At 37.1% G+C, this 22,948-nt stretch carries 19 protein-coding genes; 14 read left to right on the forward strand and 5 right to left on the reverse strand.

Annotated features, from left to right (window positions below):
- Positions 1 to 19 precede the first annotated feature (19 nt).
- On the forward strand, positions 20 to 1,090 hold the full coding sequence (locus tag ACSHWW_RS00840) for an endonuclease/exonuclease/phosphatase family protein (RefSeq protein WP_435680510.1): 1,071 nt from the start codon (positions 20 to 22) through the stop codon (positions 1,088 to 1,090).
- Positions 1,091 to 1,149: 59 nt separating this feature from the next.
- Here the strand turns inward: ACSHWW_RS00840 and ACSHWW_RS00845 are convergent, their stop codons facing one another.
- Positions 1,150 to 1,512, reverse strand: coding sequence for a YraN family protein (locus ACSHWW_RS00845; protein ID WP_435680511.1), 363 nt, complete (start codon positions 1,510 to 1,512; stop codon positions 1,150 to 1,152).
- Positions 1,513 to 1,514: 2 nt separating this feature from the next.
- On the reverse strand, positions 1,515 to 2,429 hold the full coding sequence (locus ACSHWW_RS00850; protein WP_435680512.1) for a S66 peptidase family protein: 915 nt from the start codon (positions 2,427 to 2,429) through the stop codon (positions 1,515 to 1,517).
- Between the two features lie 120 nt (positions 2,430 to 2,549).
- On the opposite strand from ACSHWW_RS00850, the gene ACSHWW_RS00855 reads away from it, so the two are divergent.
- From ACSHWW_RS00855 to ACSHWW_RS00870, 4 genes are all read left to right on the forward strand, one after another.
- Entirely contained in the window at positions 2,550 to 4,004 is a 1,455-nt protein-coding gene (locus tag ACSHWW_RS00855; protein WP_435680513.1) for a DUF1800 domain-containing protein, read from the forward strand.
- Between the two features lie 8 nt (positions 4,005 to 4,012).
- Entirely contained in the window at positions 4,013 to 5,617 is a 1,605-nt protein-coding gene (locus ACSHWW_RS00860; protein WP_435680514.1) for a DUF1501 domain-containing protein, read from the forward strand.
- Between the two features lie 143 nt (positions 5,618 to 5,760).
- Positions 5,761 to 7,824 carry a methionine--tRNA ligase gene (gene metG / locus ACSHWW_RS00865; protein ID WP_435680515.1) on the forward strand — a complete coding sequence of 688 codons (2,064 nt, stop codon included), beginning with the start codon at positions 5,761 to 5,763 and terminating at the stop codon, positions 7,822 to 7,824.
- A gap of 129 nt (positions 7,825 to 7,953) precedes the next feature.
- Positions 7,954 to 9,384: a hypothetical protein gene (locus tag ACSHWW_RS00870; protein WP_435680516.1), complete on the forward strand. Its 1,431-nt coding sequence runs from the start codon at positions 7,954 to 7,956 to the stop codon at positions 9,382 to 9,384.
- On the opposite strand, the gene ACSHWW_RS00875 is transcribed toward ACSHWW_RS00870, so the two are convergent.
- Both ACSHWW_RS00875 and ACSHWW_RS00880 read right to left on the reverse strand, forming a co-directional pair.
- Entirely contained in the window at positions 9,385 to 10,260 is an 876-nt protein-coding gene (locus ACSHWW_RS00875) for a pirin family protein (protein WP_435680517.1), read from the reverse strand.
- A gap of 143 nt (positions 10,261 to 10,403) precedes the next feature.
- Entirely contained in the window at positions 10,404 to 11,504 is a 1,101-nt protein-coding gene (locus ACSHWW_RS00880) for a TolB family protein (RefSeq protein WP_435680518.1), read from the reverse strand.
- 36 nt (positions 11,505 to 11,540) lie between these two features.
- Between ACSHWW_RS00880 and ACSHWW_RS00885 the strand changes: the two genes are divergently transcribed.
- On the forward strand, positions 11,541 to 12,782 hold the full coding sequence (locus tag ACSHWW_RS00885; protein ID WP_435680519.1) for a M28 family peptidase: 1,242 nt from the start codon (positions 11,541 to 11,543) through the stop codon (positions 12,780 to 12,782).
- A 510-nt stretch (positions 12,783 to 13,292) separates the two neighbouring features.
- Entirely contained in the window at positions 13,293 to 15,506 is a 2,214-nt protein-coding gene (locus ACSHWW_RS00890) for a TonB-dependent receptor (protein ID WP_435680520.1), read from the forward strand.
- A gap of 105 nt (positions 15,507 to 15,611) precedes the next feature.
- Here ACSHWW_RS00890 and ACSHWW_RS00895 read toward each other — a convergent pair whose 3' ends face one another.
- Positions 15,612 to 16,040 (reverse strand): Rieske (2Fe-2S) protein, encoded by a 429-nt coding sequence (locus ACSHWW_RS00895; RefSeq protein ID WP_435680521.1) that lies wholly within the window; start codon positions 16,038 to 16,040, stop codon positions 15,612 to 15,614.
- 223 nt (positions 16,041 to 16,263) lie between these two features.
- Here ACSHWW_RS00895 and greA point away from each other — a divergent pair, with 223 nt between their 5' ends.
- From greA to ACSHWW_RS00930, 7 genes are all read left to right on the forward strand, one after another.
- Positions 16,264 to 16,740, forward strand: coding sequence for a transcription elongation factor GreA (greA, locus tag ACSHWW_RS00900; RefSeq protein ID WP_435680522.1), 477 nt, complete (start codon positions 16,264 to 16,266; stop codon positions 16,738 to 16,740).
- A 380-nt stretch (positions 16,741 to 17,120) separates the two neighbouring features.
- On the forward strand, positions 17,121 to 17,513 hold the full coding sequence (locus ACSHWW_RS00905) for an HIT family protein (protein ID WP_435680523.1): 393 nt from the start codon (positions 17,121 to 17,123) through the stop codon (positions 17,511 to 17,513).
- 356 nt (positions 17,514 to 17,869) lie between these two features.
- Positions 17,870 to 18,280 carry a BrxA/BrxB family bacilliredoxin gene (locus ACSHWW_RS00910; protein ID WP_435680524.1) on the forward strand — a complete coding sequence of 137 codons (411 nt, stop codon included), beginning with the start codon at positions 17,870 to 17,872 and terminating at the stop codon, positions 18,278 to 18,280.
- 146 nt (positions 18,281 to 18,426) lie between these two features.
- Complete coding sequence (locus ACSHWW_RS00915) at positions 18,427 to 19,176, forward strand: lysophospholipid acyltransferase family protein (RefSeq protein ID WP_435680525.1); 750 nt, start codon at positions 18,427 to 18,429, stop codon at positions 19,174 to 19,176.
- Between the two features lie 101 nt (positions 19,177 to 19,277).
- On the forward strand, positions 19,278 to 20,282 hold the full coding sequence (locus tag ACSHWW_RS00920; RefSeq protein WP_435680526.1) for an acyl-ACP desaturase: 1,005 nt from the start codon (positions 19,278 to 19,280) through the stop codon (positions 20,280 to 20,282).
- Between the two features lie 317 nt (positions 20,283 to 20,599).
- Positions 20,600 to 22,057, forward strand: coding sequence for an ATP-binding protein (locus ACSHWW_RS00925; RefSeq protein ID WP_435680527.1), 1,458 nt, complete (start codon positions 20,600 to 20,602; stop codon positions 22,055 to 22,057).
- Between the two features lie 103 nt (positions 22,058 to 22,160).
- Positions 22,161 to 22,934: an enoyl-CoA hydratase/isomerase family protein gene (locus ACSHWW_RS00930; protein ID WP_435680832.1), complete on the forward strand. Its 774-nt coding sequence runs from the start codon at positions 22,161 to 22,163 to the stop codon at positions 22,932 to 22,934.
- Positions 22,935 to 22,948 lie beyond the last annotated feature (14 nt).

Consider the following 22,948-nt stretch of genomic DNA (forward strand, 5'->3'; position numbering starts at 1 on the left):
ATCTAAGATATTTTATTATATGTATAAGTACCTAGTTACCAGTGCGATTGTTTTCTTCGCTTTCGCGAAAGCGTCTCACGCACAACAAGATAAGGATAATGCAAAACAGTACAAGATTCAAACTGTAGCATTTTACAACCTTGAAAACCTCTTTGACATTGAGGATGATCCTACTATTAATGATGAAGCCAGCCCCATGATGGAAATGGCCGAAGGATTAAGAGCCGAAGTTTATGAAAAGAAACTGACGAATATGGCTCGTGTAATCAGAAAAATAGGTGCCGACAAAGCAGGAACCGCTCCAGCAATTCTAGGAGTTTGTGAAATCGAGAATCGCAAGGTTCTAGAAGATCTTGCAAGTCACCCTTTACTGAGAGATTATGATTATGGAATAGAACATTATGATTCACCAGATCGTCGTGGAATAGATGTAGGTCTTTTATATAAAAAGAGCGAGTTTACCGTGAGTAATTCACAATCTCGCCGTTTAGTAATTACAGATAATACCGATGGAGATCGCATTTACACGAGAGATCAACTTGTAGTAAGTGGTGAGTTGAATGGAGATCCTATAAGCTTTATAGTAAATCACTGGCCATCGCGTCGTGGTGGTGAGCAACGCAGCAGACCTAATCGTGTAGCAGCAGCAGCATTAAATAAAAAAATTATTGACTCATTACATGTTTCAAATGCTATGTCTAAAATCATGGTGATGGGAGATTTAAATGATGACCCTACAAATGTGAGTGTTCTTGAAACACTAAACGCACAACAAGAACAGGAAGATGTAAAACCTCAAATGATCTACAATCCTTATATCCAGATGTTAAAAGATGGATATAACACGCTAGCTTATCGAGATGCAGGAAATATTTTTGACCAGATCATGGTAACATATCCATTGCTTAAACAAGCAAATCAGGACGGTTACTTCTATTTTCATGCTGGAATTTATAATCCTACTTTTATGACTAATAAGAAAGGACGTTATAAAGGATATCCACTACGTAGTTATGATAACGGGAATTTCACAAACGGATTCAGTGATCACTTTCCAGTTTATGTGTACCTAATTAAAGAAGAAAAATAGAAACTTTTAGTTTTTAAAAGTATAAATAAAAAGCAGCCTATCGAGGCTGCTTTTTTTATTTAAAAATGGAAGAATGCATTTTGTAAATGTTCTATCTGTGTTCCAGCTTTATTTTTTATAATGGCGACGATGTCAAATCGTGCCTCAGCATCATCATTACCGTGATGTTGAATATAATGATCTGCGGTGGTGACTAATCTTTTAATTTGGGCTGGTTTTAAAAAATCTTGTGGATCGCCAAAGTCTGGAGTGGAACGAGTCTTTACTTCTACAATTACGATAGTATTGCCTTTTTGAGCGATGATATCGATTTCACCTTTGAGATAGGTATAATTAGTAGTGAGAATTTCATAACCATGTTTCAATAAATAAGCAACGGCTATTTTTTCTCCTTCTTTACCTAGTTCGTTATGATCTGCCATGATTAATAAGTAAAGGTAATGTGGTCTTTAAGAATAGAAACCTGCATTTCTTCTCCTAGTTTTAAACTGCGGTTGTCTTTTACATGACCAGCAGGGAAATTAAAAATAATAGGATAATCATAATCTGCAGTAAGATCAGTGATGATTTCTTGAGCATTTTTCCCAAATGGAATTTCATGATCTCTCATATCGCTCATGCCGCCCACGATGATTCCTTTAAGGTTCTTAAGGAGTCCAGCTCTTTTAAGTCCATACATCATACGCTCTATATGATATAGATATTCATCGATGTCTTCAATAAATAAAAAGCAGCCGTCGGTCTTGGGAAAGCTTTCATAACCTAGTAAACTGTATAAAATCGATAAATTTCCTCCTATTATAGGAGCTTGTAATTCTTGAGGTTTTAATTGATGCTCGTTTTGAATTTCAATAGTTTGCGATGCGCCTAATAAGGCTGTTTTAAAACTATCGATACTGCTTTGAGGTTTATTTTTAAGCTCTAGTGGCATAAAGGTATGCAAGGTTGAAATTCCCAAACCTTGCAAATGACTATGCAACACCGTAACATCTGAATAGCCTATGATGAGTTTTTTGAAGTCCGCTTTCGCGCGATGTGCTGAGCTTGTCGAAGTAAAAGCAGAAAAATCAATTCCATCGATAAGCTGTACCGTTCCGTAACCACCACGTGCAATCCATATTGCGTCTATATCATCGTCATTTAAAGCGTTTTGAAAGTCAGCAGTTCGTAAAGCAACATCACCGCCCATTTGATGATATTTTGCATCTATGGTTTTACCATAACTGACACGCAAACCCCATGATTCCAGCAATTCTTGAGCAGGTTTTAAGTCTTTTTTAAATGCACATCTCGCTGTGCATAAGATTCTTATATGAGCATTTTTAGCTAAAAAATTCATGTTCTAGACATCTAATAAAACAATTTGTGCGTATAAAGATTAAACTAAACAATATACTTAAAGTCTTAATTATAAGTTAACTAATATATATCTTTAACATCAAGCTTTATCAACTTGCTTATGGAAATTTTTGCCTCTTGTAATACTGCCACCTTAGCTCCTTATGTTCCTACGGCTTCTAAACCGTGGAATATACAACGAGTCAGGCATGTTTTAAAAAGATTGGGTTACGGTCTCGATGTAGCTCAAGAACAAATTATTTTAGGACAATCGCCTACCGCATTTGTAGATACTTGGATTACAGATTCTGTAAATTACATGAATACTCCAGCTCCTATTTGGGCAAACTGGGATCGATCTGATTATACTGATTATGCAAATGAGCGCTTTCCACAAATAAAATCGTGGTGGATTCAAACTTATGAGGATTCACTAAATTTAAAGATGAGATCTAAAATGACGCTGTTCTGGCACAATCATTTTGTGACTCGGGTAGAAGATTACAGTGCGCCATCATGGTTGTATCAATATTATAATCTATTACAAACACATGCTTTAGGGAACTTTAAAACACTTACTAAGGAAATAGGTAAGAGTGAAGCGATGCTAGTTTATTTGAATGGTGTTTTAAATAATAAATGGAGTCCTAATGAGAATTACGCTCGGGAACTCTTTGAGCTTTTTACTTTAGGAGCAAATAATAACTATACACAAACAGATATAGTTGAAGCTGCAAGAGCATTAACTGGATATAATAATTGGACAGATGTAGGAGCGCCTATTAATTTCCAAAGCTCTTCATTTGATAATACAAATAAAGTAATCTTCGGTAGTGCGCCTACTAATTTTAATCATGATACGCTAATAGATCACTTGTTTAATGTAAGAGCAAATGAGATCTCTGATTTTATAGTAAAGAAAATTTACAGAGCATTTGTAAGTCCTGAATTGCCAGCGCAATCTATCATTGATCAACTGGCAACTACTTTTAGAAACAGCAACTGGGAAATAGTTCCTGTATTGAGACAGCTTTTTAAAAGTGAGCACTTTTTTGAGGATGACGCTATAGGTTCTATTATAAAAGATCCTATGGATTGCTTGTTGAGCTATTTCAAAGAGTCAAACTTTCCATTTACCACGCAACAATTAGAAGTTGTTTTCTACTATTCTGGTAATCTAGGAATGGAGTACTTTAATCCAGTGGATGTAGCTGGCTGGCAAGGCGATCGCGATTGGATCAACAGTAGTACTATTACAGGAAGATGGCAAGGACTAGAATATATCATGTGGACTACCTGGAACTTAAATGAAGAACTTTTCAGGAATCTAGCGATTTCTATTGCTAGTTCAACTAACGATCCTGCCATCATAGCTCAAGAAATTGTAGATCGTTTTGTGCCTAAAGCCTTGCACACCGCAGCAGATTATGCACTCGCCACACAAGTCTTTAAAGGTGACGTACCACAAAACTATTATGATACTATGCAATGGAACTTAAATTGGGGTTCTGTTCCATATCAGGTGGTTCTTTTAATGCAGCACATTTTTAGAATGCCAGAATTCCAACTTAAATAACTAGCGCAATGTGTGATACTCATAAAAAACATCAAGATCCTAACTCACAGGCGCATCATGAAGAGCATGAGGCCTGGAGTCGTAGAACCTTTTTACAAGCACTAGGAATTGCTGGTGCAGGAACATTTGCACTAGGTGGAGCTCAAATCTCGAGCGCCATGGCAAGTCCTATAACCGCAGCACTTGCAGCTAGTACAAATGATCGAGTACTAGTCTTAATTAGATTAAAAGGTGGAAACGATGGACTCAACACTATCGTACCGTTAAATGATTATGGAACCTATGCCGCTCAACGACCTAACATTGCTCTAGCGCAATCCAGTCTTTATAACCTTTCTACAGATTATGGACTGCCATCATTCATGAGCAGTTTACAATCTCGCTGGGGAAATGGTGAGATGAAAGTCGTTCATGGAGTAGGATATGCTGGCCAGGATTTATCGCATTTCCGTTCTAGTGATATCTGGGCAAGTACAGATGCTGTAAACCAAGAAGAAACCGGCTGGATGGGAAGATTCTTTGAAAATGAATACCCTAACTTTTTACTAAGTCCGCCAGCGATTCCACCGGCGATACAAATAGGTAGTTTAGGAAACCTAGCTTTTGAAGGAATGCAAACTAACTACGCATTTTCTGTGGCAGATCCTCAACAATTGTACAATCTCGCTCAAAACGGCTGGCAACACGATGCTTTAAATGTACCACCATGTACTTATGGAGATCAACTCAGTTTTTTAAGAACGACCACTAATAACACATTTACTTATGCTGGTGTGATTAACACTGCATATCAAGCCAGTACTACTCAAGCAACTTATGGAAATCATACCATTGCAGAGCAACTTGCTATCGTAGCACGATTGATTAAAGGTCAGCTGGGAACTAAAGTTTATATGGTCACGCTAGATGGTTTTGATACCCATGCAAATCAAGCTGGTACTCACGCAGACCGTATGCAAAAATTAGCAGAATCTATTGATGCTTTTTATACAGATCTTGCTGCATATGGAAATCAAGATGAAGTGTTGTGCATGACCATTTCAGAATTTGGTCGTCGCGTAGAAGAAAATGGATCTAACGGAACAGATCATGGCGCCGCGGCACCTATGATGTTATTTGGCGGTGGATTGAATGGTAACGGATTTATAGGAACACATCCTAGTCTAACTAATCTGGACGCTGCTGGAAACATGATTCATAGCACTGATTTTAGAGACGTTTATTCTACGGTGATGAAAGAATGGCTCTGTATCGATCCTACCACGGTAGATCAGGCCATGCTCAATGGGAATTATAATACGATCAATCTAGGATTCAATTGTACCACACTTTCTACTCCTGGATTTGATACGCAAGATTTCAAGCATTTTGTTGTGAATAGTCAGGATAGCGATGTGCTTTATTTACAAATGGATCAAGGTCGCAAACTCGATATAAGAATTTTTAACTTTCTAGGTCAGGAAATCGGCCAGCTGGCTCATGAATATTACATGGCTGGAGTACATGAGATTCATATTAAAGAGACTTTGAAAACCCGATTGCCTTCTGGGAATTACATTTATAGAATAAGTACTGGCGGTAATGAATACTCGAGTCAGTTTTTGATGAGGTAGGATTGTTTGCATTTCGCTTTCGCGAAAGCGAGATCAAAAAACACATTGCAATACTCAAGCCTACAGAACTCAATGTAACACTTCACAAAACACGTGCGTAGCTGTACCATTAATCGTAAATTTGCAACTCTCAAAACAAGTTCATGAGCAGTCAACAACGATTTACGATTACGGCAGCGTTGCCATATACTAACGGTCCAGTCCATATAGGTCACCTTGCAGGAGTTTACGTTCCTGCCGATATTTTTGCGCGTTACCAGCGCATGCGCGGTAGTGATGTCGCTTTTATTTGTGGTAGTGATGAGCATGGTGTGCCCATTACGATTAAGGCAAAAAAAGAAGGAATCACACCTCAAGAACTCGTAAATCGCTATCATAAAATTATAGGAGATTCTTTTAAGGAATTTGGAATCACATTTGACCATTACGGTCGTACCAGTTCTGAGGAACATCACAAAACGGCGAGCGCTTTTTTCACAAAATTATATAACGACGGTAAGTTTATAGAGCAAGTTACTGAGCAATTATATGATCCAGAGGAAGACCAGTTCCTGGCAGACCGATTTGTAGTAGGAACTTGTCCTAAATGTGGTAATACTGAGTCTTATGGAGACCAGTGTGAGAAGTGTGGAACTTCACACAATGGAACTGATTTAATAGATCCTAAAAGTGCCATCACAGGAAACACACCAGAGTTAAAAGCGACTAAACACTGGTTCTTACCGCTCGATGAGTACAGCGACTGGTTGAATGAGTGGATTGTAGAAGGTCACGCCAAAGATTGGAAAAACAATGTGCTAGGTCAAGTGAAAAGCTGGATTACAGATGGTTTACATCCACGTGCGGTAACTCGAGACCTCGATTGGGGAATTCCAGTTCCCGTAGAAGGAGCAGATGGTAAGGTGCTTTACGTTTGGTTTGACGCACCTATAGGATATATAAGTGCTACTAAAGAATGGGCAGCTCGTGAAGGGAAAAATTGGGAAAATTACTGGAAAAAGGACGACACAAAACTAGTGCACTTTATAGGTAAGGATAACATCGTTTTTCACTGTATCATTTTCCCGGCGATGTTAAAAGCGCACGGCGATTATGTACTACCCGATAATGTTCCAGCAAACGAATTCTTGAATCTAGAAGATGATAAAATCTCTACTTCCAGAAACTGGGCCGTATGGTTGCATGAATATCTAGAAGATTTCCCTGGACAGCAAGATGTATTGCGTTACGTACTCGCTGCAAATGCTCCAGAGACTAAGGATAACAATTTCACCTGGAAAGATTTCCAAGCGCGTAATAATAATGAGCTGGTGGCAAACCTAGGGAACTTTGTCAATCGAGTGATTGTACTTACTAATAAGTATTACGATGGAGTTGTTCCACAAATAGTGAATCTTACACAGCGTGATCAAGATGTTTTAGATCAAATCAAGTCATATCCTAAGATCATAGGAGATAGTCTAGACCGTTATCGTTTTAGAGAAGCGCTGCAAGAATTAATGAATTTATCCAGTTTAGGAAATAAATACATTGCAGAGGAAGGACTTGAACCATGGAAACTGATTAAAACAAATCCAGAGCAAGTTCAAAACATCATGTATGTATGTTTACAGCTTACAGCAGCACTTGCCATATTAAGTGAGGCTTTCTTACCGCATACAAGTATTAAATTAAAGAAAATGCTTGGTCGAGCGGAGTCGAGACCTACATGGGAAACGGTAGCTGGTTCAGAACCACTATTACCTTCCAACCACAAAATCAACAAAGCAGAACTCTTATTCTCTAGAATAGAAGATGAGCAAGTCACTGTACAATTAGATAAATTACAAGCTACTAAAGCTGCAAACGCAGTTGAAAATCTAACACTTATGCCACAAAAAGAAGAAACTAATTACGACGACTTCATGAAAATGGACTTGCGAGTAGGAGAAATTCTTACTGCCGAGAAAATGCCCAAAACAGATAAGTTAATGGTCATGACGGTAGATACTGGAATAGATAAAAGAACGATTGTTTCTGGAATCGCACAACATTTCAGTGCTGAAGAATTAGTAGGTCGTAAGGTGACAGTACTGGCAAATCTAGCTCCTAGAAAATTACGTGGTGTAGAATCTCAAGGAATGATTTTACTGGCTGAAGATCCTGAAGGAAAATTAGTCTTTGTAAATCCAGATGATGCGGTTGTGAATGGGGCGACTATAGCTTAGAAGATTTGAAATATGACATGCCAACTATTCTTGTTGGCATTTCTAAATCTAAACAAGACATTTATTACGCATTACTTACTGCTTATTAAACTTATCATTTTGTAGTATTTTTATACCAATATTGATGCTATGAAATTATTTACGCTGCTATTAAGTGTTTTTTTATGTATTCCAGGACCTAAGGATTCTATTAAACTGGATAAAAAATTTAAGATTGAGGGAACTTTTTCTGGTAATATGACTGGAGAAGATAGTTTTCATCTCATAATTGCAAAAAACACAGAAGATAAAAACTTCAATATTCTTCCTTATACCTTTGCAAAAGGTGCTGTAAATGAATTAAAGCCTATAGTTTTTGAAGATAAATTGGGCGTTTTATCATTTCATAGCAATGATGAATCTTTCACGATCATTACTAAAACTAAAAAAAATAAAGAGGAAGTTTTTAATGTCATTGATATTAATACCTCAACTGGAGCACACACTATATCAGAAAATATTATAGCTGAAGATTTCAAAACGATTCTGAGAAAAGAGGATAAAAATATTCTCGTTTTTGCAAACGATGAGGAACTGAAAATTGTTAAGGTTGAAAACTCTCAATCTGTTACAGAAAGTAAAATTGCTGTAAATGACTCCAATAAAGATTTTCTTAAAGAACTATCTAAAAATGGCCTAGATGCTGTGAATACTGATGAATTCATTAAGAATGGATCTATAAAAGAGTTTAGAGCTTACAGTGAAAATGACCAAATAATCATCACAAGAGAAAATGACAAAGAAGGGACGACCCAAGTTTTAAAAGCTCCTTTAAATGGTAATGGTGAAATAACTGAAGATTTAAGTACTTATCAAAACAAAAATTTCTCTGATAAAATAAAAAAGAGCACCTCGTTTTATGCAAATGATAAGCTCTACCAACTTAAACTAGCTAAAGATCAAGCTGCGATTGATATTTTTAATTTAGATGATGATTCGAGCTCTTCAATTGATCTGTTGAGCAGTGAACTGAAAGATGTTGCTTCCAATAAAACTGCTAATGACAACTTTGTAAATAAAGCTTCAAAAAGCAGAAATGAACCTACCATCACTGCAAATACTACTTCTACTGGAGCTGTTAAAGTAAGAATGGATTATGTAGATAAAAGAACGTATAACTATAATAATAACTGGTGGTGGTTTCACAACTGGATGTGGCAACAACAAATGATGCACATGCAAATGCACCAGCAAATGTTACAGCAACAAAGACAGTCTATGAACAGTCTTCCTAGATTTGGGCCTAATCCACCAGAAGAAGTGCCGTTTATTAAGGTCGTTTCAAATCTTGATAGCAGTAGCTCCTTTGAAATAGGAATTTCTCTTGACGGTAGTTTAATAAATCCTAAAGAGTTGAAAACTATTCATAGAGATATTGATAAGAAAAGTTATATCGATAAGCTAGAAGAGAATAAAAAACTTAAATACGCATCTACCGTATTTACAGACAGTAAATTCAGATACATCGCATATAATAAAAAAACAAGAAGCTTAAAAATCATCGAGAAAGAGCTGAAGTAACTACTCTGGCATCACCACATAACTATTATCATTGTCCATCATAGGAAATGATTTGTCTTTCCAAGCTTGTTTTGCAACTTCGATTTTTTCTTGAGAATGACTTACAAAGTTCCAGTAGATAAATCGTTCTTCTGGAAAAGGCTCACCGCCGAAGAGTAACACATGACTACCAGTATGAATAGTGATGTTACAAACGTCTTCGGTTTTACTTACGAGCATATTTCCTTTTTCAATCACATCGCCACAAGCGCTCACACTTCCTGAAACTATGGTAACGCCTATTTCACCGCTCAGGTTTCCTGCAACATTAAGTTGATAATCTTTAGTAGTTTTGATGTCCACCATAAAAAGTTCAGAATGCACAGGAACTGGTGATTCATGACCATATCCTTTTCCGGCTACGAGAGTAAAGTCGGCTCCTTTTTCTTTCCAAGCAGGTAATTGAGAAGCCTCGATGTGATGAAATTCTGGAGCAATATCTTCTAATTCTTTAGGCAACGCTACCCAAATTTGATAACCATGCATTTTAAATACCGATCGTTCTCTACGCAATTGCTGTGGTGTGCGCTCTGTATGCGAGCAACCTTTTCCAGCGACCATCCAGTTCACAGATCCAGGTTCTATAACTTGGTGTGTTCCTATGGAATCTTCATGAGTTATTTGTCCTTCCAGTAAATAAGTTAAGGTAGACAACCCTATATGTGGATGCTGGTCCACATCCATATATTTCTCAGGACCTAAAGTCGTCGGTCCCATGTGATCAATAAAAATAAAAGGCCCAACCATACGCTTCTTGCGGAATGGTATCAAACGACCTACGAGAAAATCACCGATATCTCGGCTGCGTTCTTCAATAATTAAATCTGTGTTAGACATCTTTTAAAAATAAAATAAAAAAGTAATGCTAAATACGTCAATCACTGGGAAAAGTAATCCTATCACATTTCTTAATAACTTCAAATTGTGATAGATGAGGAGAACTCAGACTGCCTACTGCCTACTAAATCCTGCTTACTTAACTAATCCTTCCACTCAGCGATAAACAAGTTGGTATCACGTCCACCACCATTATTACGGTTAGAAGAAAAAGCTAGGAATTTCCCGTTATTTGAGAATACTGGAAAAGCGTCAAAAGTTTCTCCATGTGTGATTCGTTCTAGACCAGTACCGTCAGTATTAATCATGTAAAGGTTGAATGGAAAACCACGCTCTGCTTCAAAGTTTGAAGAGAACAACACACGCTTTCCATCTGGTAAAAAGAATGGCGACCAGTTGGCATTTCCTAGTTGGGTTAACTGGCGTAAATCAGATCCGTCTGCATTACAAATGTAAAGTTCCATCTCTGTAGGTTGTACCAGACCTACTTTTAATAAATCCTTGTATTCTTTAATTTCAGCTTCGGTCTTAGGACGTGAAGAACGGAAAATCAATTGCGTCCCATCTGGTGAGAAAAACGCGCCGCCGTCATACCCTAATTCGTGAGTGATTTGCTTCACATTACTACCATCTATATCCATAGTGTATAATTCAAGATCACCACTGCGGTCGCTGGTAAAAACGATTTTATCACCTTGTGGAGAAACAGTAGGCTCTGCATCATAACCTTTTTCGTTAGTGAGTTGTGCAGTGATATTTCCATCAAGATCTGCAACAAAAATGTCATAGCTATCATAAATAGGCCATACATATTTCCCGTTTTCTTTAAGTGGCGTATCTGGACAATCGTCCATAGCTAAATGTGTGCTGGCGTAGATAATATGTTCATTATCTGGTAAGAAATAAGCACAAGTCGTTCTTCCTTTTCCTGTAGAGACCATTTTAGGCACGCTTTCGCGGAAGCTGTCTCCGTAATTCATTGTAAACATTTGATCACATCCTACATCCCAAGCAGCGTTATTGCTCTGGAAGATAAGTTGCTTGTCATCAAAACTCCAGTAAGCCTCAGCATTATCACCACCGAAGGTTACTTGATAGATATCCTTAAAGTGATTTTCGCCTTCCATTATTAATGGATTTGAATTCACAGATTCTGTTTCGGTTGCAGAGGTATCTTCAGTATTTACAGTCTCTTTACAGCTTATTACGGCCATTAATGCGATTAGAAATAGGAACGTTCTCATGTATGATTTAATTTTGTGCAAAATTACACGCTAGATATGAGAATCACGACACTTTTTATAGCCATTTGTTTATTAGTCTCTTGTAAGACAGATATCAAGAAGTTTGAGCCCATAAAAGGCAACATGAAGGCCGATGTTGTTTATCTCGCGTCAGACAGTTTACAAGGTCGTGAAACGGGAACTTCTTATGAATTACTCGCTGCAGATTATATCGCAAAACGCATGAAAGAATCTGGTCTAGAACCTAAAGGTAATGCAGGAACTTATTTCCAGACCTTTTCTTTTAAACCATCGAGTGATCCTCATCAAGAAGCTGCTTTTACAGATGAGAAAGGCGACGGATTCTTAACAGGAACTAACGTCTTAGGTTATGTAGATAATGGCGCTGCACAAACAGTCGTGATAGGTGCTCACTACGATCATTTAGGAATGGGCGGTGAAGGTTCTCTACATCGAGAAGGAGAAGCAATCCATAATGGAGCAGATGATAACGCTAGTGGAGTTGCCGTGATGTTAGACCTAGCATACGAATTAAAAACAAGCGATAAGAAAGGTAATAACTATCTCTTTATGGCATTCTCTGGTGAAGAAATGGGATTATTAGGTTCTAATTATTTTACTAAGAATTCTACGATTGCTTTAGATTCCATTACCTACATGATCAATATGGATATGGTGGGACGATTGAATGAAGAAAATACACTTGCCGTTTATGGAACAGGAACTTCTCCACGATGGAACCAAATTATCAACGCGGTAAATAAAGATTTTACACTTGCTTTAAGTGAAAGTGGTGTAGGACCGAGTGATCACACATCGTTCTACTTAAATGATATTCCAGTATTACATTTCTTCACTGGTCAGCATGAAGATTATCACAAACCAGGCGACGATGCTGAGAAGTTGAACTATGAAGGAATGCAAAAAATCTCTGATTATATTCTAAGAATCACAGCCGAGTTTGACAACGCAGGAAAACTAGCCTTCAGAAAGACTAAAAATGAAAGCGAAGAAGTACCACGTTTTAATGTAGGACTAGGCGTAGTTCCAGATTATTTATTTACCGGTAAAGGAATGCGCATCGATGGTATAAGCGAAGAAAAACCAGCACAAAAAGCTGGATTGATGAAAGGCGATATCGTTGTGAAATTAGGAGATAGCACGATTGTAGATATGATGAGTTACATGAGAACTCTTGCCACTTTTGATAATGGTGATACGACTAAAGTCGTTGTAGATCGTAGTGGTGAGAAAGTGGAGAAGGAGATTACTTTTTAAGAATTCAAGTATTTGAGTCTCTGAGTTAATTAGTCTTTGAGCTCGTAACCTTTAAACCGAAAACCCTTATTTTCTTGCTAATATTTTATGCATGAGAAAGCCTTATTTTATAAGCTAAATCTATAAGTATAACAAATTCTCAAAATATCGTCTTCCCTTGAGGGAAGATAAGAGTTGGGTGTTTTTTGTGATTTTGCCTTTAATTTAAAACAGCATTTTCTATATAAATTAATTTTTATTTCCAAGTTCAGTTTCGAGTTCAAATTCAAAATCAGTTGTATCTTTGCACCATCTCAAGGGGTGCTTTTTTAATATCATTGAAAAGGCTGAGATTATACCCGAGGAACCTGGGCAGGTAATGCTGCCAAGGGAATAGATTTAAGTTGGTTAGAATACGCTTTCGCGAAAGCGTAATTTTAATAGACTTAATCAAGAGAATCCTCTCAAACATTTTATTTTTAATCGAACCGAATAAATGCCCCTTTTATTTGAACTTTACATGAAGTTCTTATGAAACATTTACGTGGTACATTGAGACACTCGAAGTGTCGCATTTTAATTGCAGCTGCACTGGCAACAACCAGTCTTGCAATAGCCCAAAACACACAAGAAACAGACACTACCAAAGCTGAAAAACTAGATGCAGTTCTAGTAAAGGCCGTGCGAGTAGATGCAAAATCACCAATTACTCACAGCAATTTATCTAAAGAGGAAATTGCTAAACGTAATCTAGGACAGGATATTCCCATGCTATTGAATTTTATGCCGTCTGTAGTAACAACTACTGATGCTGGTGCAGGAATAGGTTATACAGGTCTGAGAATACGTGGTGTGAGTTCGCAATCTACAAACGTGACCATCAACGGTATTCCATATTCTGACGCTGAGTCGTTAGGAACTTTTTGGGTGAATCTAGGAGATTTTGCATCATCAGTTGAAAATTTACAAGTACAACGTGGTGTGGGAACGAGTACAAATGGTAGTGGAGCTTTTGGCGCCAGTATCAACGTTTTGACTGACGCTGTTTCTAGAGAAGCAAGTGGTGAGATTTCAAACTCTTTCGGTAGTTTTAATAGTAGAAAGCATACTGTAAAATTCTCGACGGGCTTAATGAATGATCACTTTGAGATTGCCGGAAGGTTATCAAATATAGCATCAGACGGTTATGTGGATCGTGCATCAAGTGATTTAAAATCCTATTTTCTTCAAGGTTCTTATGTAGATAAAAACACGCTTTTAAAAGCAGTCACCTTTGGTGGAAATAATGTGACGTATCAATCGTGGTTTGGAATCGATGGGACCACACTTAGAGATAATCGAAGGTTTAATCCAGCTGGACAATATGAGGATGAAAATGGTAATACTCAATTTTATGATAATGAAGTAGACGATTACCGTCAAGATCATTACCAGTTGCACTGGAACCAGAAGTGTAATGGAAATTGGTCCACAAATGTAGGATTAAACTATACCTACGGCCGTGGTTTCTTTGAGCAATTTAGAGAAGATGATGATTTTGCAACTTATGGTTTTGATGAACTCGTAGTAGATGGACAGACCGTAAATACAACTGACTTGATCCGTCGTCGCTGGTTGGATAACGATTATTATGTTTTTAACGCTAGCGCAAATTATAAGAATAACGAAATAGACTTAATCTTTGGAACTTCAATAAGTCATTATGATGGTGATCATTATGGTGAGGTGATTTGGGCCCGATTTGCAAGTCAAACTGATATAAGAGACCGCTATTATGACGGTAATGGTAAGAAGAATGACGCATCTGTTTTTGCAAAGGCTACTTATAAATTAAATAATCGTTTTCAGTTATATGGTGATCTTCAAGTGCGTAATGTTAATTATGAAACCTCGGGAATCAACTCTGATTTGTCTGAGTTTTTAGTAGATAAGAACTTTACTTTTTTCAATCCTAAAGCTGGTGTAACCTATGAGTATAACGATAATAATGATTTGTATTTATCTTATGCCAGAGCAAACCGCGAGCCTAACAGAAACGATTTTGAAAGCAATCCAGATATCAAGCCAGAGCAACTTAATGATTTTGAACTAGGATGGCGTCATAAAAAAGGCAACTTTACTTTTAACGCAAATACGTATTTAATGCTCTACAACGAGCAGCTCGTGTTGAGCGGTGAATTGAATGATGTAGGAGCACCATTGAGAACTAATAGTGGTAAAAGTTACCGTCTAGGACTAGAACTAGATGCTGTGATTCCTGTAACTAGCCAACTAACATTACAGCCTAATCTTGCCTTGAGTAGCAATAGAAATAAAGAAACATTCCGTTCTTTTGATGGATCATTACAAAACTTAGGTAGTACTGATATTGCTTTCTCACCTAACGTAGTCGCTGCAAACGCGATCGTTTACCAGCCTATAAAGAATCTTCAAATTTCATTATTGAGTAAATTTGTAGGCGAGCAATTTATGAGTAATACTGAGGCTCAAGAATCTAAGCTCAATGATTATTTTACAAATGATATCAACTTCATTTATACCATAAAACCTAAATCCACTTTTGAAAGCATCACTTTCACAGCGTTAGTGAATAATATATTGGACAAGAAATATGTCTCAAACGGTTATTATTTCACGTATGATGATGATTTCTCAAATCCAGGAACAATTTCTACGGTAGAAGGAGCAGGATTTTATCCACAGGCTGGGATTAATTTCTTGACAGGAGTGACTCTTAAATTTTAGTAGGCAGTACTAGTCGCAGTTTTCAGTATCAGTGATCAGTATTATTATATGAGAAGTTTTTTTTCTACGCAAAAACTGCGACTGCAAACTGCGACTAAAAAAAGACTAATTAAATACCCTAATAATATTTCCGCTACGTTCCACGCGGTAGGCTTTAAGGCCGTAAAGTCCGCCGCCTTGAGTAGGTTGACCGTTAAAAATGCTGTATTCATTATTATCATCAGGACATGGACATGAGGCTGTGATTCCTGAGATGGTCATTTTAGAACAAGAACTAGGAGAATGGTTAGGATCGCTTAATTCGTAAGCAAAATATTGAGAATTTCCAGGATGATAAATCACAAAACCTCTTAAACCACCACTATTTACAATCACATAATTTCCAGGAAAATTAAGACTGCTGTATTGTGGTAAGTTGGTATTCAGTTCAGACTGAAAAGCCAGATCCACGAGAAAAGGATTGCGACGCGCGTTATCATCACTCGTACAAGAGAAAATAATAAACAGAATACTTAGAATAAACGCTTTGCGCATGAGATCATTTCTTTAAACACTTCAAATGTATAACGATGATATCGATATTTAGTATATTTGTTTTTGAAATCCCGCACTTATGGTGGGATTTTGCTATTTATATTCTAGAAGGCTAGTAAATGTTGAGGTGCTTTTAGGAATTATGCTTTGACTGCTGGTAGTCAGCTTTCGCGAATGTTGACTAAAAAACAGCCCTAGAAAGCCTTTAAAAATTGAAGAAATTATGAGTAACGTATCGTATTATACTGAGGAAGGATTTAAGAAATTAAGAGATGAACTCAAGCAGCTTAAAGATGTAGAGCGTCCTGCAGCATCACAAGCAATTGCTGAGGCGCGTGATAAAGGAGACTTGAGTGAAAATGCAGAATATGATGCAGCAAAAGAAGCACAAGGAATGCTAGAAATGCGCATTTCAAAACTTGAAGCTGTAGTGTCAAATGCTCGTATTATAGATGAGAGCGACCTCGATATGTCCAAAGTCTTAATACACAGCAATGTGAAGATTAAGAACCTGAATAATAAAATGGTGATGAACTATAAGCTCGTTGCTCAAAGTGAATCAGACATTACAAAAGGATTGATCTCTGTAGACTCTCCTATAGGTAAAGCCTTGCTAGGTAAAGAAGTAGGTGATATTGCTGAGGCTGTTGTTCCTGTAGGAACAATCAAGCTAGAAATCATGGAAATCTCAAGAGGATAGTTAAAAGAAACGCACATTTTACTTTAGGCAGATAATTCATCTAATAACTGAGTTCTCTTCGTAGGTGACCTAAGAGAGTTTTACGTTAAAAATGAAATAAACGAAGGGTTAAGCAAAAATCGTTTAGAAACGAAGAGATATTAAATATTCAAAATCACACTTTTCGGTATTGGTATTATTAATAGTAGCTAAACTTCTTTTTGCGCCGTAGTGAATGAAATTTTTAGTAAAATGCTCTTAAGTCTTGATTTTCCTGCCTGCCGGCAGGCAGGTTTGTTCCCCAGCCGCACAGTCTCGCTCAAAGTAGACTTTGCCGTCATCAAGGAAAAAATGAAAAAGGATAATTTAAAACTACAATTTCAACTTAAACTATTTAATACATGAGCATATTCACAAAGATCATCAACGGCGAGATTCCATGCTATAAAGTAGCAGAAAATGAAGATTTCATAGCATTTCTAGATATCAATCCTAATGCACCAGGACACACACTATGTGTGCCTAAAAAGGAAGTCAATAAAATCTTTGACTTGGATAGCGAGACCTATTTTGACTTAATGGATTTCTCTAGAGAAGTAGCACTAGCATTAAAAGAAGAAGTAACCTGTTTAAGAATAGGAATGAGTGTTATAGGGCTAGAAGTTCCTCAAGTACACGTTCATTTAATACCACTACGTGATATGGAAGACATGCGTTTTGTAAATAAAGTATCACTGACTGAAGAAGAAATGCAAGACATCGCTACAAGAGTGAAAGCTCGATTTGATGCTTAGACGAAACCTTGTCCCCAACTTTAAAGGGCGAGGATTCTATAAAGAGAGGAAATCGTAGCTAGTGTTTCCGCACCCTTTAGGGTTGGGGAACGGAAACAGAACGAAATGTTCCTTACTTCTCTAAAGTTCTAATGGTGATAGTTGAATATTCAAATCGTTTTTATCGCATTGCGAGGACTGAGGCTCTCGAAGTCCAAATTAAAAGATTCAAGTCGTTTAGATCGCATTTCGAGAGCCTCAATGCTCGAACTAATTGTTATTAATACTTTTAATAATTAATCCCACCATAAGATTTAATGATGTCATTCATACCTAGATATGAATCTTAGGTTTTACCTTTGTAAAAAATTAAAAATATGTACCCAGCAGAATTAGTTCAACCTATGCGAGATGATTTAGGAAACGCAGGTTTTGAACACTTATATACCGCAGACGCTGTAAAAAGCGCCATCAACAAGGAAGGAACAACCCTAGTAGTAGTAAATTCAGTATGTGGATGTGCTGCCGCAAACGCGCGTCCTGGAGCAAAAATGTCTCTTGAAAACGCAAAAAAGCCAGATCATATCGTGACTGTTTTTGCAGGAGTTGATAAAGAAGCAGTAGATGCTGCAAGAGCAGCTATGATTCCTTTTCCACCTAGTTCACCGAGTATGGCATTATTCAAAAACGGTGAGTTAGTGCACATGCTAGAACGTCACCACATTGAAGGTCGACCAGCAATGATGATCGCAGAGAATCTTAAAGAAGCTTATAACGAGAACTGTTAATAGCTCTTAGTTTAAGAATTATTAAAATGGTTGTGTAGAAATACACAACCATTTTTGTTTTAGAAGCCTAATTCTTTTACTATGCATGCATATCAATTGATTCAAACATCGATGAATATGCCCATTTTGAATTCTATATTTGTAGCATGCAAAAAATCATATCGTATCCATTAACGGTGATACATTTTTTATTGTTTTTCCTCTTCCTAGTGATATTTCATCCTATCCAGTTGATATGTCATAAAATTTGGGGTTATGATGCTCATAGAAAGAGTGTTGCGATATTGAATTGGTTCTTAATGCAATCGCATTTACCGTTATTTAATACTTTCAGTTTAAATTTTAAAGAAGAGTTGCCAGTAGGACCGTCATACATTTTTGTGAGCAATCACCAGAGTATGTTTGATATACCGCCGTTGATTTATTATTTACGTAATTATCACGCAAAATTCATTGCAAAAAAGGAACTCGCTAAGGGAATCCCTAGTATATCGCTCAACTTGCGTATAGGAGAGAATTGTTCTATCGATCGTAAAGATCCACGACAGTCCATTGCTGCGCTTATGAAATTTGCAAAAAACGTACATGAGAAAAAACGCAGTGTCGTGATTTTTGCCGAAGGTTCTAGAAGTCGTACAGGTGAGCCTAAACCGTTTAAGTCCAAAGGTTTACTCACGCTATTTAAATACATACCAGACGCTATAGTTGTACCAGTCACCGTTAATAATTCATGGAAAGTGGATCGCTATGGAAAGTTCCCTTATGGAATAGGAAATAAAATTACGGTTACCGTTCATGAACCTATTCCTATTGCCGGTCGTGATGGTGAGGAAATAATAGCGCAAACTGAATCTATTGTGCATGGCGCGGTAACGAGCACAGCAGTTAATTCTTAAAGGAAGAAAAGGCTGTAATTAATTGATTATTATCGTAATTACGCTTTCGCGAAAGCGAACTAACACATAAAACACGTACTTTTAAAGATATTTAGAAAGTTATGGAGAACAAGCCCCTTAAAAATATACGCATCGAGGTGATGCAATCGCTAGAAAGTAGAGTACAGTCCTTTATGGACGAGTACTTGATTCCAGCGGATAAAATCTGGCAGCCCACAGATTTTTTACCTAATTCTCAGGAAGATACTTTCTTTGATGAGGTAACAGAATTAAGAGAGCTTGCTAAGGAATTACCATATGATTTTTGGGTAGCTCTAGTAGGTGATACCATTACTGAAGAGGCATTACCTACCTATGAGTCCTGGTTGATGGACGTAGAAGGAATCAATCAAGTAGAAGGTAAAGGTAACATCTGGTCTAAATGGGTGCGCCAGTGGACTGGAGAAGAAAACCGTCATGGAGATGTGCTCAACAAGTATTTATACCTTTCTGGTCGTGTGAACATGCGTGAGATAGAAATCACTACTCAACATTTAATTGCAGACGGTTTTGACATAGGAACAGACCGTGATCCTTATAAAAACTTTATTTATACCAGTTTTCAAGAACTGGCTACTTATATATCACATAATCGTGTGGCAAAGCTTGCTCGTGGATATGGAAACGCCTCACTTTCTAAAATGTGTCGTATGATATCTGGTGATGAAATGCGTCACCATAAAGCATATAGCATGTTTGTAGAGGAGATTTTTAAAGTAGATCCTAGTAATATGATGGTTGCTTTTAAAGACATGATGGTTAACAAAATAGTGATGCCAGCCATGTTTTTACGAGAAGCAGGACAATCTATGGGAAGTGCCTTTGAAGATTTTTCAAACAGTGCGCAACGCATAGGAGTTTACACAGCTCAGGACTATATAGACATCATGCAAAAGCTTATCGATATGTGGGATATTTCAAATATGAAAGGTCTTAATGAAGAGGCAGAAAAAGCGAGAGATTACCTAATGAAACTACCAGCACGTATGGAACGCATCTCTCAACGTATTAAAATACCACAAGAAATTACTCGTTTTACATGGGTAAATCCGGCGATGACTAAATAGTTGTTTGTCTGGTCGAGCGCAGTCGAGACCTGACTCAATAAAATTTTAAATTTTGAAAAATCCTTAGACTTTTAGTTTAGGGATTTTTAGTTTTATTTATTTTGGTAAAGTGAAATGTAAAAATATATTAATTGGAGTCTGAATTTTAAACTGCAATCATATCTAGGTTGTTAAATTAACTTACTAGCCATAAAATATAGAAGGATTAGCCTCAAACCTTAAACTTTGAACTATTTTCGGCTTGATTCTTGTTCCTAAAAATGGATATAAAAAACGTAGCTTCGGGATATGTTTTTAAGGTATTACATTTACATTTTATGAAAATATTTCAAAATAGCCTGCGCAATCGCATTTTTATATCAATGATACTATTGACATTGATCTCTAGTCTATTGATTGCTGGAATGTCTATTTATCAATCTAGAGAACAGGCAAAAGACTACCACACAAAACGCCTGCAGCGTAAAGAACAATCCATTAAAGAGAATATTGCTTACGTATTAAGTAAGACCAGCTGGGAAGTGAAAACTGAGAATTTGCAAAACATCTTCATAGATGAAATTTACGGAATCAGTGATATACACGGTATGCCAGTAAATATGTACGACCTAGAAGGTAAATTGATTAAAACTTCTAAACCTAAACTCAAGTCCGACACGCTAGATCTTCAAATTAATCACATTATTTTAGATGGGCTTAATAAATCAGATACCAAACGGTATGTAGTGTCATTTGAAGAAGATGGAAGGAAATACTTGTCTAGTTATTCTTACTTAACAGACAGTCAGTTCAAGACCATTGCTATTCTCAATCTACCTTATCTAGAGAATGATGACTTCATGAACTATGAGTTGCGAGAATTTCTCACAAGACTAGCAGGGATTTACGTGTTGATGTTCCTGTCTTCCATAGTATTAGCTTATTTTTTGTCTAAGTATATTACTAAATCCATAAGCCGAATAAGCGATAGATTTAAGGAAATTAATATCGCCGAGCGTAATGATAAAATAGTGATAGATGAGTCAGACGCTGGTGAGTTGAACGCTCTAGTTATGTCTTATAATAATATGGTGGATCAACTAGAGGAAAGTGCTGTAAAACTAGCAACTAGTGAGCGAGAACAAGCCTGGCGTGAAATGGCAAAACAAGTAGCGCACGAGATTAAAAATCCATTAACACCTATGCGATTAACCGTTCAGAGTTTTGAACGACGTTTTGATCCTGCAGATCCAGATTCTACGGCAAAGCTGAAGGAATACAGTAATTCTTTAATTGAGCAAATTGACGTGTTAAGTAATATAGCGAGTGCATTTTCTACTTATGCTACCATGCCAGCTCAAAAAAATGAAGAGACTGATGTGCCTATGGTCACACAACTTGCCCTTGATATTTTTAATGAATCTTATATCACTTATCAAGAAGATGCAGCGTCATTATTTGTCATTTTTGATCGTACACAACTTATAAGAGTGGTCACAAATTTGATTAAAAATGCAATTCAAGCTCTTGATGAAAGTCGTGAACCTCAAATTAACGTCTCTATTTCTCACGATGAGAAGTATTTATACCTCAAGGTCGCAGATAATGGATCAGGGATTCATGAAGATTACCAGACTAAAATTTTTGAACCTAAATTCACCACTAAGAATAGTGGTATGGGATTAGGTCTTGCGATGGTAAAGCAAATTGTTGAGAATTTCAACGGTACCATTACCATGACTACGCAGTATGGAGAAGGAACTGAGTTTGTGGTGCAGCTGCCGTTGTCTCGTTAAGTACGCTTTCGCGAAAGCGTATAAATCACATCTTATCAATTTTTAAAGCTCGAGGTTCTTACATCATGGAGCTTATGTTTATTTTTACAACAGACAAAAACAAATCACCATGAACAACATTCTAGTTGCTACCCAAAATAAGATCACCACTATAACTATTAATAGGCCTAATAAACTCAATGCACTTAATAAAGAAACCATTGAAGAGTTAAGTCAAGCGATTGATAACGCTGAGGATGATGCAGACACGAGAGTAATTATAATTACAGGAAGCGGCGAAAAAGCATTTGTCGCTGGAGCAGATATTGCAGAATTTGCCCATTTCTCACCAGAACAAGGGAAAGAACTTGCGGCTCACGGTCAGGAAATACTTTTTAATAAAGTAGAAAACTGTTCCAAGCCTGTAATTGCTGCGGTAAATGGATTTGCACTTGGTGGTGGATTAGAACTTGCCATGTCGGCTCATTTTAGAGTGGCGAGCGGTAATGCGATGCTTGGATTGCCAGAGGTTTCTCTAGGAGTCATTCCAGGATATGGTGGAACACAACGATTACCGCAATTAGTAGGTAAAGGACGTGCTATGGAAATGATCATGACTGCAGGAATGATTAATGCTGGAACGGCACATGAATATGGTCTTGTAAATCATGTCGTAACTCTAGAAGAATTAATTCCTACTTGTGAAAAAATCGCTGGTAAAATATGTCGCAATAGTCCAGTGGCAATAGGCGCTGCTATAGATGCCGTAAATGCTGGTTATGTGGATGGTATAGATGGCTATCAAGTTGAGATTGATTGTTTCGGTGCCTCATTTGGAACAGACGATTTTAAAGAAGGAACTACTGCGTTTTTAGAGAAAAGAAAAGCTTCTTTTTAGAATCATAGACATAA

Origin of the sequence: Nonlabens sp., assembly GCF_051251825.1 — a bacterium.
Taxonomy (GTDB): domain Bacteria; phylum Bacteroidota; class Bacteroidia; order Flavobacteriales; family Flavobacteriaceae; genus Nonlabens.

Bases quoted from the DNA above. Each gene is read 5' to 3' on its own strand.
- ACSHWW_RS00855 (WP_435680513.1), top strand. From the start codon at position 2,550: ATGGAAATTTTTGCCTCTTGTAATACTGCCACCTTAGCTCCTTATGTT.
- greA (WP_435680522.1), top strand. From the start codon at position 16,264: ATGAGTAACGTATCGTATTATACTGAGGAAGGATTTAAGAAATTAAGA.
- metG (WP_435680515.1), top strand. From the start codon at position 5,761: ATGAGCAGTCAACAACGATTTACGATTACGGCAGCGTTGCCATATACT.
- ACSHWW_RS00920 (WP_435680526.1), top strand. From the start codon at position 19,278: ATGGAGAACAAGCCCCTTAAAAATATACGCATCGAGGTGATGCAATCG.
- ACSHWW_RS00845 (WP_435680511.1), bottom strand. From the start codon at position 1,512: ATGGCAGATCATAACGAACTAGGTAAAGAAGGAGAAAAAATAGCCGTT.
- ACSHWW_RS00875 (WP_435680517.1), bottom strand. From the start codon at position 10,260: ATGTCTAACACAGATTTAATTATTGAAGAACGCAGCCGAGATATCGGT.
- ACSHWW_RS00890 (WP_435680520.1), top strand. From the start codon at position 13,293: ATGAAACATTTACGTGGTACATTGAGACACTCGAAGTGTCGCATTTTA.
- ACSHWW_RS00885 (WP_435680519.1), top strand. From the start codon at position 11,541: ATGAGAATCACGACACTTTTTATAGCCATTTGTTTATTAGTCTCTTGT.
- ACSHWW_RS00860 (WP_435680514.1), top strand. From the start codon at position 4,013: ATGTGTGATACTCATAAAAAACATCAAGATCCTAACTCACAGGCGCAT.
- ACSHWW_RS00910 (WP_435680524.1), top strand. From the start codon at position 17,870: ATGTACCCAGCAGAATTAGTTCAACCTATGCGAGATGATTTAGGAAAC.
- ACSHWW_RS00880 (WP_435680518.1), bottom strand. From the start codon at position 11,504: ATGAGAACGTTCCTATTTCTAATCGCATTAATGGCCGTAATAAGCTGT.
- ACSHWW_RS00870 (WP_435680516.1), top strand. From the start codon at position 7,954: ATGAAATTATTTACGCTGCTATTAAGTGTTTTTTTATGTATTCCAGGA.
- ACSHWW_RS00850 (WP_435680512.1), bottom strand. From the start codon at position 2,429: ATGAATTTTTTAGCTAAAAATGCTCATATAAGAATCTTATGCACAGCG.
- ACSHWW_RS00915 (WP_435680525.1), top strand. From the start codon at position 18,427: ATGCAAAAAATCATATCGTATCCATTAACGGTGATACATTTTTTATTG.
- ACSHWW_RS00925 (WP_435680527.1), top strand. From the start codon at position 20,600: ATGAAAATATTTCAAAATAGCCTGCGCAATCGCATTTTTATATCAATG.
- ACSHWW_RS00840 (WP_435680510.1), top strand. From the start codon at position 20: ATGTATAAGTACCTAGTTACCAGTGCGATTGTTTTCTTCGCTTTCGCG.
- ACSHWW_RS00905 (WP_435680523.1), top strand. From the start codon at position 17,121: ATGAGCATATTCACAAAGATCATCAACGGCGAGATTCCATGCTATAAA.
- ACSHWW_RS00895 (WP_435680521.1), bottom strand. From the start codon at position 16,040: ATGCGCAAAGCGTTTATTCTAAGTATTCTGTTTATTATTTTCTCTTGT.